Origin of the sequence: Vibrio ishigakensis (assembly GCF_024347675.1) — a bacterium.
Taxonomy (GTDB): Bacteria; Pseudomonadota; Gammaproteobacteria; order Enterobacterales; family Vibrionaceae; genus Vibrio; species Vibrio ishigakensis.
In genome coordinates this window covers 443,830-460,699 of record NZ_AP024881.1, presented here as the reverse complement: position 1 = coordinate 460,699, position 16,870 = coordinate 443,830, and the positions used below count along the sequence as shown (strand labels likewise).

Annotated in this window: 17 protein-coding genes; 5 read left to right on the top strand and 12 right to left on the bottom strand. The window is 47.9% G+C overall.

The features are described from left to right. Nucleotides 1-7: 7 nt before the first annotated feature. Nucleotides 8-1,060, bottom strand: coding sequence for a tRNA preQ1(34) S-adenosylmethionine ribosyltransferase-isomerase QueA (gene queA / locus Pcarn_RS02190; RefSeq protein WP_261834776.1), 1,053 nt, complete (start codon nt 1,058-1,060; stop codon nt 8-10). A gap of 224 nt (nt 1,061-1,284) precedes the next feature. On the opposite strand from queA, the gene Pcarn_RS02185 reads away from it, so the two are divergent. Then, nucleotides 1,285-1,728 carry a CBS domain-containing protein gene (locus tag Pcarn_RS02185; RefSeq protein WP_261834775.1) on the top strand — a complete coding sequence of 148 codons (444 nt, stop codon included), beginning with the start codon at nt 1,285-1,287 and terminating at the stop codon, nt 1,726-1,728. 47 nt (nt 1,729-1,775) lie between these two features. Here the strand turns inward: Pcarn_RS02185 and lysS are convergent, their stop codons facing one another. The 5 genes from lysS to xerD form a co-directional block, all read right to left on the bottom strand. Then, a complete protein-coding gene (gene lysS, locus Pcarn_RS02180; protein ID WP_261834774.1) occupies nt 1,776-3,293 on the bottom strand; it encodes a lysine--tRNA ligase in 1,518 nt (505 codons plus the stop codon). 39 nt (nt 3,294-3,332) lie between these two features. Continuing rightward, nucleotides 3,333-4,431 (bottom strand): peptide chain release factor 2 gene (gene prfB, locus Pcarn_RS02175; protein ID WP_261834773.1). Its coding sequence is split into 2 segments (ribosomal slippage): nt 3,333-4,355 and nt 4,357-4,431, totalling 1,098 coding nucleotides; the frame shifts between segments, so codons are not numbered across the junction. A gap of 90 nt (nt 4,432-4,521) precedes the next feature. Then, nucleotides 4,522-6,261, bottom strand: coding sequence for a single-stranded-DNA-specific exonuclease RecJ (gene recJ, locus Pcarn_RS02170; RefSeq protein ID WP_261834772.1), 1,740 nt, complete (start codon nt 6,259-6,261; stop codon nt 4,522-4,524). Nucleotides 6,262-6,324: 63 nt separating this feature from the next. Next, nucleotides 6,325-7,068, bottom strand: coding sequence for a thioredoxin fold domain-containing protein (locus Pcarn_RS02165; protein WP_261834771.1), 744 nt, complete (start codon nt 7,066-7,068; stop codon nt 6,325-6,327). A 23-nt stretch (nt 7,069-7,091) separates the two neighbouring features. Continuing rightward, nucleotides 7,092-7,985 (bottom strand): site-specific tyrosine recombinase XerD, encoded by an 894-nt coding sequence (xerD, locus tag Pcarn_RS02160; protein ID WP_261834770.1) that lies wholly within the window; start codon nt 7,983-7,985, stop codon nt 7,092-7,094. 124 nt (nt 7,986-8,109) lie between these two features. Here xerD and fldB point away from each other — a divergent pair, with 124 nt between their 5' ends. Continuing rightward, complete coding sequence (fldB, locus tag Pcarn_RS02155; protein ID WP_261834769.1) at nt 8,110-8,628, top strand: flavodoxin FldB; 519 nt, start codon at nt 8,110-8,112, stop codon at nt 8,626-8,628. Between the two features lie 41 nt (nt 8,629-8,669). On the opposite strand, the gene brnQ is transcribed toward fldB, so the two are convergent. Then, on the bottom strand, nt 8,670-9,980 hold the full coding sequence (gene brnQ / locus Pcarn_RS02150; protein ID WP_261834768.1) for a branched-chain amino acid transport system II carrier protein: 1,311 nt from the start codon (nt 9,978-9,980) through the stop codon (nt 8,670-8,672). A 282-nt stretch (nt 9,981-10,262) separates the two neighbouring features. On the opposite strand from brnQ, the gene Pcarn_RS02145 reads away from it, so the two are divergent. Then, on the top strand, nt 10,263-10,973 hold the full coding sequence (locus Pcarn_RS02145; protein WP_261834767.1) for a tRNA1(Val) (adenine(37)-N6)-methyltransferase: 711 nt from the start codon (nt 10,263-10,265) through the stop codon (nt 10,971-10,973). A gap of 63 nt (nt 10,974-11,036) precedes the next feature. Beyond that, nucleotides 11,037-12,260 carry an ATP-dependent RNA helicase SrmB gene (srmB, locus tag Pcarn_RS02140; RefSeq protein WP_261834766.1) on the top strand — a complete coding sequence of 408 codons (1,224 nt, stop codon included), beginning with the start codon at nt 11,037-11,039 and terminating at the stop codon, nt 12,258-12,260. A gap of 26 nt (nt 12,261-12,286) precedes the next feature. Here the strand turns inward: srmB and Pcarn_RS02135 are convergent, their stop codons facing one another. The 4 genes from Pcarn_RS02135 to Pcarn_RS02120 form a co-directional block, all read right to left on the bottom strand. Continuing rightward, nucleotides 12,287-12,742: a GNAT family N-acetyltransferase gene (locus Pcarn_RS02135; RefSeq protein ID WP_261834765.1), complete on the bottom strand. Its 456-nt coding sequence runs from the start codon at nt 12,740-12,742 to the stop codon at nt 12,287-12,289. Beyond that, entirely contained in the window at nt 12,721-13,272 is a 552-nt protein-coding gene (locus Pcarn_RS02130; RefSeq protein ID WP_261834764.1) for a GNAT family N-acetyltransferase, read from the bottom strand. The genes Pcarn_RS02135 and Pcarn_RS02130 overlap by 22 nt, the downstream gene beginning before the upstream one ends. Before the next feature lie 17 nt (nt 13,273-13,289). Next, nucleotides 13,290-14,063 (bottom strand): peroxide stress protein YaaA, encoded by a 774-nt coding sequence (yaaA, locus tag Pcarn_RS02125; protein WP_261834763.1) that lies wholly within the window; start codon nt 14,061-14,063, stop codon nt 13,290-13,292. A gap of 97 nt (nt 14,064-14,160) precedes the next feature. Beyond that, a complete protein-coding gene (locus Pcarn_RS02120; RefSeq protein ID WP_261834762.1) occupies nt 14,161-15,600 on the bottom strand; it encodes an alanine/glycine:cation symporter family protein in 1,440 nt (479 codons plus the stop codon). Between the two features lie 485 nt (nt 15,601-16,085). Between Pcarn_RS02120 and Pcarn_RS02115 the strand changes: the two genes are divergently transcribed. Next, complete coding sequence (locus Pcarn_RS02115; RefSeq protein WP_261834761.1) at nt 16,086-16,274, top strand: DUF3545 family protein; 189 nt, start codon at nt 16,086-16,088, stop codon at nt 16,272-16,274. Nucleotides 16,275-16,314: 40 nt separating this feature from the next. On the opposite strand, the gene Pcarn_RS02110 is transcribed toward Pcarn_RS02115, so the two are convergent. Beyond that, a complete protein-coding gene (locus Pcarn_RS02110; protein ID WP_261834760.1) occupies nt 16,315-16,866 on the bottom strand; it encodes a hemerythrin domain-containing protein in 552 nt (183 codons plus the stop codon). Nucleotides 16,867-16,870 lie beyond the last annotated feature (4 nt).

Here is a 16,870-nt window from a genome sequence, read left to right as displayed (position 1 = left end):
ATTGCGCTTATAGACCCTTACGAGTCACAAACATTGCATCGCCGTAGCTAAAGAAACGATACTTCTGCTCTACTGCATGCTTGTAGGCATTCATTACATTATCGTAACCTGCAAACGCGCTCACTAGCATGATCAGGGTAGATTCAGGCAGGTGGAAGTTGGTTAACAGGCCATCGATAAGTTGGAACTCATAGCCTGGGTAGATAAAGATGTCGGTATCACCAAAGAATGGCTTAAGCTCAGTGCCTTTCTTAACAGCATCTTGCGCGGCACTCTCTAAAGAGCGAACTGAGGTCGTCCCTACAGCAATAACACGACCGCCGTTTTTCTTGGTCTCAAGGATGGTGTTTACCACCTCTTCAGTTACCTCAACATACTCAGCATGCATGTGGTGCTCGAGGATGTTATCAACGCGCACTGGTTGGAAGGTGCCGGCACCCACGTGCAAGGTAACAAAGGCAAGCTTAGCGCCCTTAGCCTGAATCTTTTCTAGGATAGCTTCATCGAAGTGCAGACCAGCCGTTGGCGCAGCAACAGCGCCTGGTTTTTCGTTATAAACCGTTTGGTAGCGCTCTTGGTCTGAATCTTCATCAGGACGGTCGATATAAGGAGGAAGAGGCATGTGTCCCACTTCTTCTAGGATCTGCAGCACGGCTTTGTCAGAGGTAAACTTAAGCTCAAACAGTGCGTCGTGGCGTGCCACCATCTCGGCTTCATACTGGTCGTTCTCACCAAGGAACAGCTGTGCACCCGGCTTAGGCGCCTTTGAAGAACGAACATGAGCAAGGATAGAGTGCTCATCAAGCATACGCTCAACCAGAACCTCAATCTTACCGCCACTGGCCTTGCGACCGAAAACGCGTGCTGGGATCACTCGGGTATTGTTAAATACCAACAAGTCACCCTCTTGAATAGAGTCCAGAATATCGGTGAACCCCTTGTCTTGGATCTGACCAGAATTACCGTCTAATTTAAGCAGACGACTGGCGGTACGCTCCTCCATCGGGTAGCGTGCGATCAACTCATCAGGGAGTTCAAAATTGAAATCAGAAACTTGCATGGGCTCAACGATCCTAGGCTAAATTTTTTGCAGTGCGCTAGTATAGATTGCCACCATATAAGGTCAAGGAAAGTTCTACACTCCCCTTGTTTATCGGGTTCTTTGAGCAGGCTCAGGCAAGTAAAATAATCGTTAAATTTTTGCGTGTTTTTTGGGGTTAAATCAAAGTTTCGATCAAGGCCTCTATCTATAGTTAAGTCAGATGGACCTAACAGGAGATCGCTATGATTAAAATCGCTGAGCTGATGACTCGAACCCCTTACACTCTGTTGCGCTCCAATACCCTAGCCGATGCCAAAAAGTTGATGGCTGAGCACGATATTCGTCATGTTCCTGTTGTGGACACCGAAGACAAGTTGCTTGGTTTGGTTACTCAAAGAGACATATTGGCGGCCCAGGACTCAAGCCTGCAACTGAATCCAAACAGTGAATGCTACACCTTAGAAACTCCACTGAATCTCGCCATGCGTAAGGATGTTCTCACCGTATCACCAAGAGCAGGCCTTCGCGAAAGCGCCATGATGATGCAAAAGCGCAAGGTAGGCTGTTTACCTGTGATATCCAATCAAACCTTAGTGGGTATTATCACTGACAGCGATTTTGTTGCGGTTGCCATCAACCTTCTCGAGCTTCAGGAAGAAGTTGAACCGGTAGAAGTTGACGCATAAAAAAACGCCACCTAATCAGGTGGCGTTTTCGATTCAGTTAATCGCTATTACTGCTGCGGACGCATTGCAGGGAATAGGATTACATCACGGATGGTGTGCGTGTTAGTGAACAGCATAGCTAGACGGTCGATACCGATACCTTGGCCTGCTGTTGGCGGTAGGCCGTGCTCTAGCGCTGTGATGTAGTCAGCGTCGTAGTACATAGCTTCGTCGTCACCTGCATCTTTCGCATCTACCTGCGCCTTGAAGCGTGCATCTTGGTCTTCTGCATCGTTAAGCTCTGAGAAGCCGTTTGCTACTTCGCGACCACCGATGAAGAACTCAAAGCGGTCAGTGAAGAACGGGTTGTCATCGCTACGACGAGCCAGTGGCGAGATGTCCGCTGGGTAGCCAGTGATGAAGGTTGGTTGAATTAGCTGAGGCTCAGCCGTTTCACCAAAGATCTCTTCAAGAAGCTGTCCGCAAGTCCAGAAGCTTTCTACTTCAACGTGTACAGATTTCGCGATAGAAACCATCTTCTCACGGTCAGTTAGGTCTGCTTCCGTTAGCGCTTGGATCTCAACGTGGTCAGGGTTGTAGTGCTTGATAGCTTCGAACATGCTCATGCGAGCGTAAGTGCCGCCAAACTCAACTGTCTCTTCACCGTAAGGCATAGAGGTTGAACCTAGAACGTCCATCGCCACTGTGCTTAGCATCTCTTCAGTCAGATCCATCAGATCCTTGTAGTCAGCGTAAGCTTGGTAGAATTCCATCATAGTGAATTCTGGGTTGTGACGAGGAGACAGACCTTCGTTACGGAAGTTACGGTTGATCTCGAATACGCGGTCAAAACCACCTACTACTAGACGCTTCAGGTAAAGCTCTGGAGCAACACGTAGGTACATATCGATGTCTAGTGCGTTGTGGTGAGTGATGAATGGGCGAGCCGTTGCACCACCTGGGATCACGTGCATCATAGGGGTTTCTACTTCTAGGTAACCCTTAGAACTCATGAAGTTGCGGATAGATGAAACCAGCTTAGAGCGGATGATGAATGCTTCACGAGAATCTTCGTTAACGATAAGGTCAACGTAGCGCTGACGGTAACGCATCTCTTGGTCAGTCAGACCGTGGAACTTCTCAGGAAGTGGGCGCAGAGCCTTAGTTAGTAGCTCGTACTCTTCCATGTTCACGTAAAGGTCGCCTTTACCTGACTTATGAAGCGCACCTTTAACACCAATGATGTCACCGATATCTAGGCCTTGATATTGCTCTTTAAGCTGCTTTTGAACATCTTTTGCTGCATATGCTTGGATACGGCCAGATGTTTCTTGAATAGCTAGGAAAGGACCACGCTTCGCCATTACACGACCAGCGATCGCTACGATGTGGTTAAGCTCTTCTAGCTCTTCCTTAGTCTTTTCACCGAATTCTGCTTGAAGGTCGCCAGCTAGGTGCTCACGACGGAAGTCATTTGGGTGGCCGTTTGCTTTGCAGCTCTTGCGGATATGATCCAGCTTGCTACGACGCTCAGCAATCAGCTTATTCTCTTCTTGTTGGTTCTCGTTTTGAACAGCATCAGTCATTTTCGATGTATCCTGTTTTATTCTTTTTCGGTGAAAAGCTTATAAACCTGATTTCAGGCTAGCTTCAATAAATTTGTCTAGGTCGCCATCAAGAACGGCTTGTGTGTTGCGGTTTTCAACGCCAGTACGCAGGTCTTTAATGCGTGAGTCATCCAATACGTAAGAACGGATCTGGCTACCCCAACCGATGTCAGACTTAGCGTCTTCGTTTGCTTGCTTCTCAGCGTTTTGCTTCTGAAGCTCAAACTCGAATAGCTTCGCACGAAGCTGTTTCATCGCTTGGTCTTTGTTCTTATGTTGAGAACGGTCGTTCTGACACTGCACCACAATGTTGGTTGGAACGTGAGTAATACGTACCGCAGATTCGGTGGTGTTTACGTGCTGACCACCAGCGCCCGATGCACGATATACGTCGATACGTAGATCAGCTGGGTTAATGTCGATCTCAATGTTGTCATCAATCTCAGGATACACAAACGCAGACGCAAATGAGGTGTGACGACGGCCGCTAGAGTCAAATGGAGACTTACGAACCAAACGGTGTACACCGGTTTCAGTACGTAGCCAGCCATAGGCATACTCACCAGAGATCTTAACCGTTGCGCCTTTAAGGCCAGCAACTTCACCCTCAGAAACCTCGATAACCTCGGTCTTGAAGCCTTTAGACTCAGCCCAACGCAGATACATGCGAAGCATCATGTTGGTCCAATCTTGCGCCTCTGTGCCGCCAGAACCTGATTGCAGGTCGATATAGCAGTCAGACTCGTCGTGGTCACCAGCGAACATACGACGGAACTCAAGCTTCTCAAGCTTAGCTTCAAGCTCAGCTAGCTCAGGTTCAATCTCATCAAAGGTCTCTTGGTCTTCTTCTTCAACCGCTAGCTCAAGCAAGCCCTCAACGTCTTCGCCGCCTTGGTCAAGTTGGTCTATGGTCTCAACAACCGCTTCTAGTGATGCACGCTCTTTACCTAGGGCTTGCGCTCGCTCAGGCTCGTTCCATACATCCGGCTGTTCTAGTTCTGCGTTTACCTCTTCTAGACGCTCTTTCTTAGCGTCATAGTCAAAGGTACCCCCTCAGGACACTAGTGCGTTCAGACACGTCCTGTAGGCGGTTTTTGACTGGATTGATTTCAAACATCTTTCGCCAATAATTTGAGTAGAAAATAACCGCAGAATTTTACTCAAAAATGTGACCAAGATACAGAAAAATTTACTAAATCCTTACGCTTTACGCGCCTTCGATATGCTCAACCATGAGTTGCATACTCTGGTTGCCACGAAACTCGTTGATATCGAGGCGGTAAGCTAGACGAACCTTGGTGGTTGCCGGGTCAGGCCAGCGTCTTAGGTCCACATTAAAGGCAATAGCATCTACCATGATATTGGTTGGGTGCGAGCGGTGTAGTGGCTCTAGCATAAGCTTGAGGTGCTTCTCGCCCACGAGTTTCTGGTGCAGCACCTTAAACTCGCCATCGAAAATAGGCTCTGGGAAGGCCTGCCCCCAAGGACCGCCCTGGCGGATCTCTTGGGCAGTATGCATGTTAAACTCCTCAGGAGAGAGTTCACCATCGGACAGAACAATACCTTTCAGAGCATGGTCTTCTAGCTGTTCACGCACCGACTCATCAAATAGCTTAGAAAAGCGCTCAAAGTCTTTTTCGCGAATAGTGAGGCCAGCGGCCATAGCATGGCCACCAAACTTCAAGATAAGGTCTGGGTTTTGCACGTCTATTTTGTCTAGCGTATCTCGCATGTGCAGGCCCACGATAGAGCGACAAGAACCCTTGATAAGGCCATCACCACCATCGGCAAAGGCGATCACAGGGCGGTGGAACTGCTCCTTGATGCGAGAGGCGAGAATCCCAATTACGCCTTGGTGCCAGTCGCGCTGGAACAGTGCCAAGCCATAGGGCATCTCTTTATCTGAGCTAAACTGAAGCCTCTCACAAAAAGCCATAGCCTCTTGCTTCATGCCCTCTTCAATCTCTTTTCGGGTTTGGTTCAGCGAATCTAGCTCCGAGGCCATACGGCGCGCCGCATGTATGTTTTGGCTCATCAACAGTTCAACGCCGAACGACATATCATCCAAGCGCCCCGCCGCATTGATGCGCGGTCCAAGGGCAAAGCCAAAGTCAGAGGCCACCAAACGGTTTGAGTTCTTCTTGGCTACCTCAATCAGCGCCTGTATTCCGGGTCTACCCTTACCCGCTCGAATGCGTTGCAAGCCCTGATGCACCAAGATGCGGTTGTTTTCATCCAGCGGTACAACGTCAGCGACTGTGCCTAGAGCCACAAGGTCTAGAAGCACGGAAAGATTAGGCTCAGGAATACCGCGCTCAGCAAAACTGTTCTTTTGACGAAGCTTGGCGCGCACCGCAGCCATCAGATAAAAGGCAACTCCCACCCCGGCCAGCGCTTTTGAAGGGAAATCACACTCATGCAAATTTGGGTTAACCATGGCATCAGCTTCTGGCAAAACATGACCCGGCAAGTGGTGATCGGTTACCAGTACCTTGATATTGTTTTGCTTAGCATATTTCACGCCCTCGATAGAAGAGACGCCATTGTCCACCGTCATGATCAGCTCAGCCCCCATGGTGATGGCTTGGTCAACCACCTCTGGGCTCAAGCCGTAACCGTCCTCGAAGCGATTTGGCACTAGATAGTCCACATTGCTTGAGCCGAGCATACGAAGCGCTAACACCGAAAGAGCGGAACTGGTCGCGCCATCGGCATCAAAGTCCCCTACCACGATAATTCGCTGGCTACTCTCAATGGCTTCAATCAAAAGATCAGCAGCAGGACCAATGCCATACAACTGACCAGGCGAGAGCAAGCCCTTGGCACCTCGGTTGAGTTGGCTTTCGCTGTTAACCCCCCTCGAAGCGTATACACGACGCATCAAAGGAGAGAGAGAATCAGGAAGATGCGAGATATCGCAGGCAGGACGACGTTGGATTTCTATCATGGTGACAACACAGATTTGAGAGGAAAAAAAGCGCGGTCAAGCCGCGCTCATTACAAAGCTAGATTAGCTTTTTTCAGCTTGCAGGCGTTGCAGTAGCGCCTCTGGAGAAAGATAGCCACCTACGTTAACGCCGTTTGGTGTGTAAACCGCTGGGGTACCCGTTACACCGATAGCTCGACCCAGTTGATGCTGCTTCACCACTAAGTCTTGGCACTGTTTAATCTTGTCAGCAGAAGCCGATACACTCTGACCACGCAGTTTGGCATCGTTCATTGCCGCTTGCGGGTCGTCACTACACCAGATGTTTGCCATCTGCGTACCGATATCGCTAGTCGCACCGGCACGTGGGAAGGCAAGATAGCGGATAGTAATACCAAGGTCGTTGTAGGCTTTCATATCGCGATGAAGCTTCAAGCAGTAACCACAAGAGATATCGGTGAATACGGTAACCACGTATTTCTCATCTTTTGCCTTGTAGACGATCATCTCGTCTTGCATCTCATTGAACATCTTGATGAATTTTGGACCGTTACGCTTTGCAACTACGTCTTCAAACTTACCGTTTTCGTCGAGAGAGTACAGCTTACCAGGGATAAAAAAGTCGCCCTTAGGTGAGGCATAAAAGGTGCCCTGGTCTGTAGTCAGCTCTAAAATGCCATCCATCTCTGATGGCTCAGCTTGCAGTATGGTTACGCCAATCTTGGCGAATCGTTCTTTTAATTGCGCTTGGTCTATATCGGCCGCACTGGCTTTGAACACAAACAGCGAGCAGAGAATTAAGCCAAGGGTGCGAGATAAGTGCTTCATATTGTTTCCTTTGCAGAACCGAATTAGGCTCTTGGATGGTGTTGCTGATGGATCAGCTTTAATCGTTCTTTTGCTACATGAGTATAAATTTGCGTTGTCGATAAGTCACTATGTCCAAGTAGCATCTGTACGACCCTGAGATCTGCCCCGTAGTTCAATAAATGTGTGGCGAAGGCATGGCGCAACACGTGTGGAGAGAGCGAATCGCTATCTATTCCAGCAAGGGTCGCGTAGTGCTTAATACGATGCCAGAAGGTTTGACGAGTCATCTGGCGAGCACGCTTGCTAGGAAACACCACATCTGACGAGGTTTCACCTAGTAGCTCTGGTCGTCCTTTATTCATAAAGCGCTCTATCCAATCGATAGCATTCTCACCCATGGGAACCAGTCGCTCTTTGCCACCCTTACCCACAACACGCACCACGCCTTGGCGTAAACTGATGTTCTCTGTGGTCAAGCCCACCAACTCAGTCACACGCAGACCTGTCGCATACAAGAGTTCAAGCATGGCCTTGTCTCTAAGCTCTATGGTGTCTTCGATATTGGGGGCGGCCAGCAAAGCATCGACTTGGGCTTCACTGATGTCTTTAGGCAATCGCTTGGGCAGTTTAGGGCGAATCAACAGCGCTGAGGGATCATCATCACGCATTCGTTCCCGATGGAAATATTGAAAGATGCGACGCATCGCCGACAGCATACGTGCACGGCTAGACTGAGCAAACCCCTGCTCTGCTAGCCAGGTTTGATAATCAAGAAGTTGCTCATGTGAAACGCTAAGGAGCTCCGCATCTATACTTTGTAGCCAGTTGTCTAATTTACTGAGATCCAATCGATAGGAAGCGAGTGTGTTTTCGGATAACCCTTTTTCCATCCAAGCAGCATCGAGAAACTGCTCAATAAGGTGTTGATTTGACAAGTGATAACGCCCAATTACCTCTGTTATATCAGCCAAGTATACCCGATAAGCGCTGACACTAACTGCAAAGCTGGAAAAATAAAGGTAAAATCCCTGCACCCCGATCAAGTAGTACACGAATAGCATGAAAATAGGACTGTTTTACGGCTCAACCACCTGTTACACCGAGATGGCAGCAGAGAAGATCCGCGACATCATAGGTGAAGAGATTGTCGACCTGCACAACGTAAAGGATGCCCCACTAAGTCTGATCAATGACTATGACTTTCTGGTCCTTGGTATCTCCACCTGGGACTTTGGCGAGTTGCAAGAGGATTGGAATGAGATTTGGGACAAGCTAGGTGATATTCAAATCTCAGGTAAACACGTCGCGCTATTCGGTCTTGGGGACCAAGAAGGTTATGGCGAATGGTTTCTAGATGCTATGGGCCTTCTGCATGAGCAACTGGTGCCACATCAGCCTAAATTCATCGGCTACTGGCCCGTGGAGGGCTATGAATTCACCGGTTCAAAGGCGCTGACTGAGGATAAGACCCAATTCTTAGGCTTGGCACTAGATGAGGACTCACAGTACGATCTTACCGACGAACGCCTCGCCACCTGGTGTGAACAGATCCTAACGGAATACGCTGATTCTCTCTAAAACAAACATTAAAAAAGCGTCCATTGGACGCTTTTTTGCTTTTATGAGTACTGCTCTATCTGAGCCTTGTTGCCGCCATCAAGCACTACCATTGAGATAATGATGGCAAGCGTTGGCAACAGCCAGCCTAGCCCAAGGCTAAACATAGGCACAAAATCAAAGCTGCTCACATCAACGCCCGCTACATTTAGCGCATCTAAAATAGCGAACAAGAAGGCCACCACCAGCACAGTGCGATAAACGCGCGCAGGATTAGCCAAACGCGAACGAAGGAAGGTCAAAGCCACCAATGCAATAGCTACTGGATACAGCGCAAACAACACAGGGATAGAAAGCGCGATAAGCTGAGATAGTCCCACATTCGCAACCAGAGCACATACAGAGCCGTTGATAACCACAAAGGCTTTATAAGAGAGCTTGGTGTGCTTACTAAAGAAGTCTGAACAAGCAGAGATCAAACCCACTGCCGTAGTCAAACAGGCAATCACGACAATGCCCGACAATACCCACTGCCCTTTCACACCAAACAGCGCTTGAACATAGTGAGCTAAGATAGCCCCGCCGTTAGTCAGACCTGCTGCAATACCATTACTGGTAGCACCCAGATAGAAAAGAGACATATACACCAGGCACAGACCGAAGGCTGCAATAAAGCCAGCTAAGATAAGGTAACGAGCGACGTCTTTAGTTTCTGACACGCCTTTGCTGTTTAGTGCTTGAACCAAAAGTATGCCGAACATCAATGCGCCAAAGGTATCCATGGTCAGATAGCCTTCAAGAAGACCGGTCACAAACGCCTGATCTACATAATCACCTTGAGGATGAATAATCGGACTTTGCGGATTGATCACTACCATTACCGACAGCACCAATAGACCAACAAACATCAGCGGCGTTAGCACCTTACCTATGGTGTCTAGCAGGCTACCTTGAGACCAAGCCAACACCATAGCAACAGCAAAAAAGACAATAGAGAATAGTGCGAGTGTCATTGCATCAGGTGTCGCTAAGAAAGGACGTAAACCTATCTCATAGGCAACCAATCCTGCACGAGGGGCAGCGAAAGCTGGGCCAATAATGATAAAGATCAGAGCGGCCATTAGGATAGCAACACGCTTTGGTAGGTCACGAGTCAGATGATCCCAAGTGCCACCAGCGATTGCGACTGCAACCACAGTAATAAGAGGCAGGCCTGCTGCTGTAACTAGAAAGCCACCCATAGCTGGCATCAGATTAGTGCCTGCAAGTTGACCTGCTAGAGGTGGGAAAATAATGTTGCCCGCACCCAAGAAAAACGCGAACAGCATAAAGCCAAGCGCTACTATGTCTAAAAAAGAAAGTTTGTTGTTCAAATCCCGCCCCAGAACAGACTGTGGTGTAGTTTATGCGTTACACTCTGCTGTGATAAATTTCAGGCAAGCATCTTGAACGGTGACGAATGCGCACTCAAGCGCATAGAGAAAAAACACTAGTTACTGCCAGTAATTTTATCAATTACCAGTATTATCCACTAGATATTGACTTTAAATCTAGAATTTAATGTCAAACAGACAGCCAACAAACTCAAACAAAGCAATAACAAACAGATTGCATGCACCATAGATGCATACAAACTCACAACCTTCTTGATACTAATGAACCAAACCACTAAAGATTTTGAATTTAAGCGCTTCACCATAATCGGTGGAAAAAGCGGAATGCCGGTAAGCACCGATGGGGTACTACTGGGCGCTTGGGCAGATATAAAAATGGTAGGTTCCATCTTAGATATAGGAACAGGTACCGGACTGTTGGCCCTGATGAGTGCTCAGAGAAATCCAAACGCCGATATTCTAGCTATCGATATCGACGCAGATGCCATTGAAGCCGCTCGGCACAACGCCGCTTCGTGCCCTTGGTCATCTCGCATACAGGTGTCTATGACGGATGTGACCAAGATGCCCATCAAGGATCAGTTTGAACGCATCATCTGCAACCCTCCTTATTTCAATTCTGGAGAGCAGAGTCAGCGAGAGCAGAGAGCTAAGGCAAGACACACGGATACGCTGGCACACAAAGATCTATTGAAGGCATGCGCGGATCTTCTGTCTCTTGAGGGAAGCGCTAGTTTCATTCTTCCCAAGGTCGAGGGAGATGGTTTTATCCAACTGGCAAAGACTAGCGGCTGGCACCTTTCACGCCTATGCGAAATCAAGACCACAGCTAAAAAACCGATTTCTCGCTACCTGATTGAATTAAGAAGAGTTCAGGTAGAAATGCAGACAACTAGCCTGCAGATCCATCAAGGTACCGAGTACAGCCAAGATTTCATCGCCTTAACGCGGGATTTCTACTTAAAAATGTGAACTTAGTCCAAGCTTACGTTTATACTACACCCTTTAAGACCCACCCAATTGCGGATTGAAACTGTGATTAGAACCTTTGCTGATTTAGACTTAGACGAAACATTAATCAAGGCCATTGAACAGATAGGCTATGAGCGCCCAACTAAGGTGCAGAGTGAAGCCATCCCATATGCGCTAGACGGCAGAGACATTCTTGCTTCCGCACCAACAGGTACAGGTAAAACCGCAGCCTTTGTTCTGCCTGCGCTTCAGTACCTATTGGACTTCCCTCGTAAAAAGGGTGGCCCAGCACGTGTACTTATCCTAACTCCGACTCGTGAACTGGCGATGCAGATCACCGAGCAGGCTAAGGCACTGGCTAAACATACCAGACTTAACATCTTCACCATTACCGGTGGTGTAACCTATCAAGAGCACGCTGATATCCTAGCAACCACCCAAGATATAGTGGTAGCAACGCCTGGTCGCCTGCTTGAGTACATCGAGGCAGAGCGCTTCGATTGCCGTGCTATCGAATGGCTAGTGCTAGATGAAGCAGACCGCATGCTAGATATGGGTTTTGGTCCTACGGTAGACCGATTGTCTGCAGAGTGTCGCTGGCGTAAACAAACACTACTGTTCTCGGCAACCCTAGAGGGTCGTGGCGTTGAAGGCTTTACTGCAGATCTTCTAAAAGAACCAGCTGAAGTAAACTCTACTCCACCAACTAAAGAGCGCAAAAAGATCCAACAGTGGTATCACCGCGCCGATGATGCTCTGCACAAGCTAGAGCTTCTAAAGCGCATCATAGGTGAGCAGGCCGAGCGCAGTATCGTATTCTTGAAGACCCGCGAACGTTTAGGCGAACTTCGCCAGCATCTGGACAGCGCTCAGATCCCTTGCGCTTGGATCCAAGGCGAGATGCCTCAGGACCGTCGTAACAATGCAATCCGTCGCTTTAAAGATGGTGAGGTGAGCGTGCTTCTTGCTACCGACGTAGCCGCTCGCGGTATCGACATCCCGGATGTGAGCCATGTAATCAACTATGATCTGCCACGCACCGCAGATGTCTACCTACACCGCATCGGTCGTACTGGTCGTGCTGGTAAGAAGGGTTCGGCTATTTCTTTGGTTGAAGCTCATGATCAGCCGATGATGGAGCGTGTTCAGCGCTACACCAAGGAAGCAATCAAAGAGCGCTTTATCGATGGTCTTCGCCCTAAACACAAGAAACCTGTGTTCAAGAAGAAGAACAAAAAGAAAGACGCTAAGAAAACTGCCAAGAAAAGCGTGAAAAAGAAGAAGTAATAAATGAGGAGAGCCTAGGCTCTCCTTTAATTTATCTTCAATTCTAGGATCAGCATGTCCTGATGTTGGATACCATTTTCATAAATGGGCTCAGGATAATTATCGACAAAGTAGTTCTTCACTACCCTCTCCACTCTAAATCCTTGCCTTTGATAAAAGCTCAGCTGATGGCCAAAGGTGCCAGTCTTAAGCCATATTTTGTCTAATCTGGTCACTGACTCTGAGGTTAGCACTCCCTCAAGAAGCACTGAGCCGAGGCCCAGTTTTTGTTTATCAGGCCAGATAGCAATGTTCATCAACTCAGCTGAATTGCCATCACTTTCTTGCCTAAGCAAACAAGCGCCAGCGACCTTATCTTCCTCAATAAGCACGAAGGCCAAACAAGACTCGAGATAAGACAAAACCATAGCCTCATCTGGATCCGCCTCAAGCAATAGAGACATAGGGATATCGGAGGGTTTTACTTGTTTGACTTTAACCATGCTTGCCTTGAGATATGATATAGACAGTGCCAACTCAAGGGTGAGTCAGGCTCTAGTCTTGGATGTTGAAAATCTTGGTTAAGGTTGTGCATGCCGATCTTTTGCATCACACGCTGCGATGGCAGGTTACACAGTGCGGTAAGGCTGTACACAGAGTCTAGCCCTAGCTCAGTGAAAGAGAACTTGAGCACCTCTGACGCTGCCTCTGGTGCGTAGCCTTTACCCCATGCACTCTTACTCAAACGCCAAACTATCTCGACAAAGTCGTCCTCCAGTATGCCATCGCTGGCCTTGCGAGGTTGAAGACCGACCATACCGATAAATTCACCATCAGCCTTTAGCTCAACCGCCCACATCCCCCAGCCCTGATGAAATAGCTGCTGGGCAGCATGACGCGCCAGTTCAATGCTCTGTAATGGTGTTAGTGGGCTTGGAAAAAAGCGCATCACCTCTGAGTCAGTGTTTAGCTTAACGAAGGCGTCAAAATCCACCGCTTTCCAGCGGCGGAGTATGAGTCGTTCAGTTTCCAAAGTGCCTATCGGACTGATTACTGTTCCTCGCGCTTGAACACTAGCTCTTTATCATTGGACTCAGCTTCACAGAAGTAATAGCCCGCTACGTCAAACTCTTTCAGTGCCTCAACAGACTCAATACGGTTCTGAATGATGTATTTCGCCATCATGCCGCGCGCTTTCTTAGCGAAGAAGCTAATAACCTTGTAGTTACCCTTCTTGCAGTCTTTGAACACTGGCGTAATGATCTGACCTTCAACTTTCTTCGGCTTCACCGATTTGAAGTACTCGTTTGAAGCGAGGTTAATCAGGAGATCGTCACCTTGAGCAGCAAGAGCCTCATTCACCTTATCGGTGATCTTCTCACCCCAGAATTGATACAGGTTAGTGCCCTTAGGGTTAGCAAGCTTAGTACCCATCTCTAGACGATACGGCTGCATAAGATCTAGCGGCTTTAGTAATCCATAGAGACCTGACAACATACGGAAGTGAGACTGTGCATAATCGAAGTCCTCTTCGCTAAAGCTCTCCGCCTCAAGGCCGGTATACACATCGCCTTTAAAGGCCAGGATAGCCTGACGTGCATTGTCTGGAGTAAAGGTGGTGGACCACTGCTCAAAACGAGCGGCATTTAGACCAGCAATCTTATCGCTTACCTTCATCAGGCCCGCAATATCAGCAGGAGTCAACTCACGACAGACCTCAATAAGCTCGGCTGATTCAGGGATAAATTCAGGCTGAGTGTAGCGCTCTGTAGCCAATGGAGATTCAAAATCTAGGGTTTTAGCTGGAGAAACAATAACCAACATAGCGGTCTTCCTTTACATATCTTGATATGCACAGGGTATAAAAAAAGCCGTGCTATGTCAGCACGGCTCTTTCAATCAGTGTCATAGGTGAGAGCGATTACGACTTTTTCGCTTCTTCAGCCTGGTCCCAGATACCTTCTTCTAGCTGAGACTGAAGCTCAGGGAAGTCGTTAGCATCAAAGGTTGGCACCTTGCCCGCTTTAAGCTGCTTGTTGTAGTCCTTAGCGAGCTTAACCACGATACCTGATAGCAACAGGATAGCCACCATGTTCACGATAGCCATAAGGCCCATCGACACGTCTGCCATTGCCCATACCGTTGGTAGGGACGAAACAGCACCGAACAGAACCATGCCTAGCACGATTACGCGGAAGATGTTTAGACCCGCCTTGTGGTTGTGCTCAAGGAAGATAAGGTTAGTTTCTGCGTACGAGTAGTTTGCGATGATAGAGGTAAACGCAAAGAAGAAGATAGCTACAGCAACAAAGATACCACCCCAGCTGCCCACTTCAGCACTTAGCGCGCGCTGTGTCAGCTCGATACCTGTGATTTCACCGTGAGGAACATACTCACCAGAAACAAGGATGATAGCGACAGTCGCAGTACAGATAACGATAGTATCAGTGAAAACACCTAGCATCTGAACATAACCCTGTGATGCAGGGTGCGGCGGATATGGCGTCGCCGATGCTGCTGCGTTTGGCGCAGAACCCATACCAGCTTCGTTCGAGAATAGTCCACGTTTGATACCGTTAATCAGCGCTTGAGCGATAGCGTAACCTGCACCACCAGCGGCTGCTTCTTGCAGACCGAACGCACTCTTGAAGATAAGAGAGATAATTTCTGGCACTTTCTCGATGTTTGAGAACATTACGTAGAAAGCCAGCACTAGGTAAGCTAGTGCCATTACAGGAACGATTAGCTCCGCAGTACGTGCAATCTTACGGATGCCACCAAAGATAACGAATGCAGAAAGTACTGCTACTGCAACACCAGCAACCCATGGCTCAATGCCAAATGCGGTGTTCATTGCACTTGCGATAGAGTTTGCTTGTACTGAGTTAAATACCAGACCGAATGCGATGATCAGGAAGATAGAGAACAATACGCCCATCCAGCGCATGCCTAGACCTTTCTCCATATAGTAAGCTGGACCACCACGGTAGTTGCCATCTTCATCTTTGGTTTTGTATAGCTGAGCTAGGGTACTCTCGGCAAAAGAGGTTGCCATACCTAGCATAGCGATCAGCCACATCCAGAAGATAGCGCCAGGGCCACCTAGGGTAAGTGCTACCGCAACACCAGCCATGTTACCAGTACCTACACGTGCCGCTAGACTGGTACAAAGTGCTTGGAAAGAAGAGATACCAGCTTTGTCCGCTTTACGGCTGTTCTTTAGTACGCTGAACATGTGGCCGAAGTGGCGGAACTGGATAAAGCCCAAACGTACGGTGAAATAAATACCACCGCCTACTAGAAGATAAATAAGGATTGATCCCCACAGGAGATCGTTCATTAAGTTGATAATGTCTGTCACAACTAGCCTCTTTATTTTTATTAAACCTCACTAAGTGAGGTGTATGGAGGGTGCAACCTCAGTGCTTTTATTTTTGGATGCTTAACCGAAGAAGTGGGTTACAACATTGGAAAATATGCGATGCACAACTTTCCTAATATCGAAACTCAAACTGGGGTAGTGCTAAGCATATAGTGCTGAGATTTGTCCTTGGGCAAACGATTCCCCTACACCAAATCTGCGCGCATCATGCCGATAGAAACCTTAAAATGCAAATTTCACCAGTAGTCATGCTCACTATTTAAACAAACCTGTTATCAGTTAGTGTGAAACAAACCTCATACTCCACAAAACATTCACAATTTAGAAATAAATGAGAAATAGTTCAAAGATAATTTAATCTGGTTCGTGGTAATACTGATGCCGAGTCGTCGAGAGATTCAAGGTTAGGAGTTCGAGACGACCGACCTATGTTCAACGCCCGCATGAAGTAAAAGGAATAGCTTATGGACATGCAACTAGACGACTTTTTTGAAACCGAAGAGCCACGCAGAGCTCGTGGTGGTGGCCGCTCTAAACCTGTAAAGCGCAAATGGAGAGAAATAGAAGCGATTAAGGATCGCCAGCGCTTGCAAAAAGAACTGATGGATCTGGATGTTTGCGCCGATTACGCGCTAGAAGATATCGACCTCTAATAGACATAAAAAAGGATGGCCTCTGCCATCCTTTTTGCTTTTACACATACTCTTTTTCGGTCTGTTTGACCCGCTCGGCAAGCTGCTTGTAGCGGTCGGCTATGGTTTCGCCAAACACAGGGTCCTCTTCTTGTGTGCCCCACTCTTGCTCTAGGTGTTGCCAATCTGAGATATCAAAGGTCTGCTTAATCAGCGGAATAATGTCTTGCTCTTCCAGATCTAGGTGTCGCTTCTGCTGCTGAATGAAATTCTCTAGTTGGCTTGAGAAGAGATCTGAAGGCACCACGGCATCTTGTAAAATCATATCCACTACATCCAAGAACTCATGCGTGAGTTTAGATAGCTCAACATGCTCCTTCTCTAGGTTCTGTATCTGCTTCTGCTCACCATACTTTTCGATGAAGTAGTGATAGATAAGATCCTCTTTTGGGTGATGAGTGCGCTCAGAGTGATCGCAAAGATAATCCACTATCTCTTTGACCAGTGAATAGTTAATCGGCTCCTCGTCACGAAGACGAATTAGCTTCTTCCTAAGTATCGCCAGCAATCGCACCATATAACCATGCTCACGATGGATCCTTTCTAGCATCATATTC

What these genes read in the sequence shown, in the direction of transcription:
- queA (WP_261834776.1), bottom strand. Translation starts at nt 1,060, where the DNA reads ATGCAAGTTTCTGATTTCAATTTTGAACTCCCTGATGAGTTGATCGCA.
- Pcarn_RS02185 (WP_261834775.1), top strand. Translation starts at nt 1,285, where the DNA reads ATGATTAAAATCGCTGAGCTGATGACTCGAACCCCTTACACTCTGTTG.
- lysS (WP_261834774.1), bottom strand. Translation starts at nt 3,293, where the DNA reads ATGACTGATGCTGTTCAAAACGAGAACCAACAAGAAGAGAATAAGCTG.
- recJ (WP_261834772.1), bottom strand. Translation starts at nt 6,261, where the DNA reads ATGATAGAAATCCAACGTCGTCCTGCCTGCGATATCTCGCATCTTCCT.
- Pcarn_RS02165 (WP_261834771.1), bottom strand. Translation starts at nt 7,068, where the DNA reads ATGAAGCACTTATCTCGCACCCTTGGCTTAATTCTCTGCTCGCTGTTT.
- fldB (WP_261834769.1), top strand. Translation starts at nt 8,110, where the DNA reads ATGAAAATAGGACTGTTTTACGGCTCAACCACCTGTTACACCGAGATG.
- Pcarn_RS02145 (WP_261834767.1), top strand. Translation starts at nt 10,263, where the DNA reads ATGAACCAAACCACTAAAGATTTTGAATTTAAGCGCTTCACCATAATC.
- Pcarn_RS02135 (WP_261834765.1), bottom strand. Translation starts at nt 12,742, where the DNA reads ATGGTTAAAGTCAAACAAGTAAAACCCTCCGATATCCCTATGTCTCTA.
- yaaA (WP_261834763.1), bottom strand. Translation starts at nt 14,063, where the DNA reads ATGTTGGTTATTGTTTCTCCAGCTAAAACCCTAGATTTTGAATCTCCA.
- Pcarn_RS02115 (WP_261834761.1), top strand. Translation starts at nt 16,086, where the DNA reads ATGGACATGCAACTAGACGACTTTTTTGAAACCGAAGAGCCACGCAGA.
- Pcarn_RS02110 (WP_261834760.1), bottom strand. Translation starts at nt 16,866, where the DNA reads ATGATGCTAGAAAGGATCCATCGTGAGCATGGTTATATGGTGCGATTG.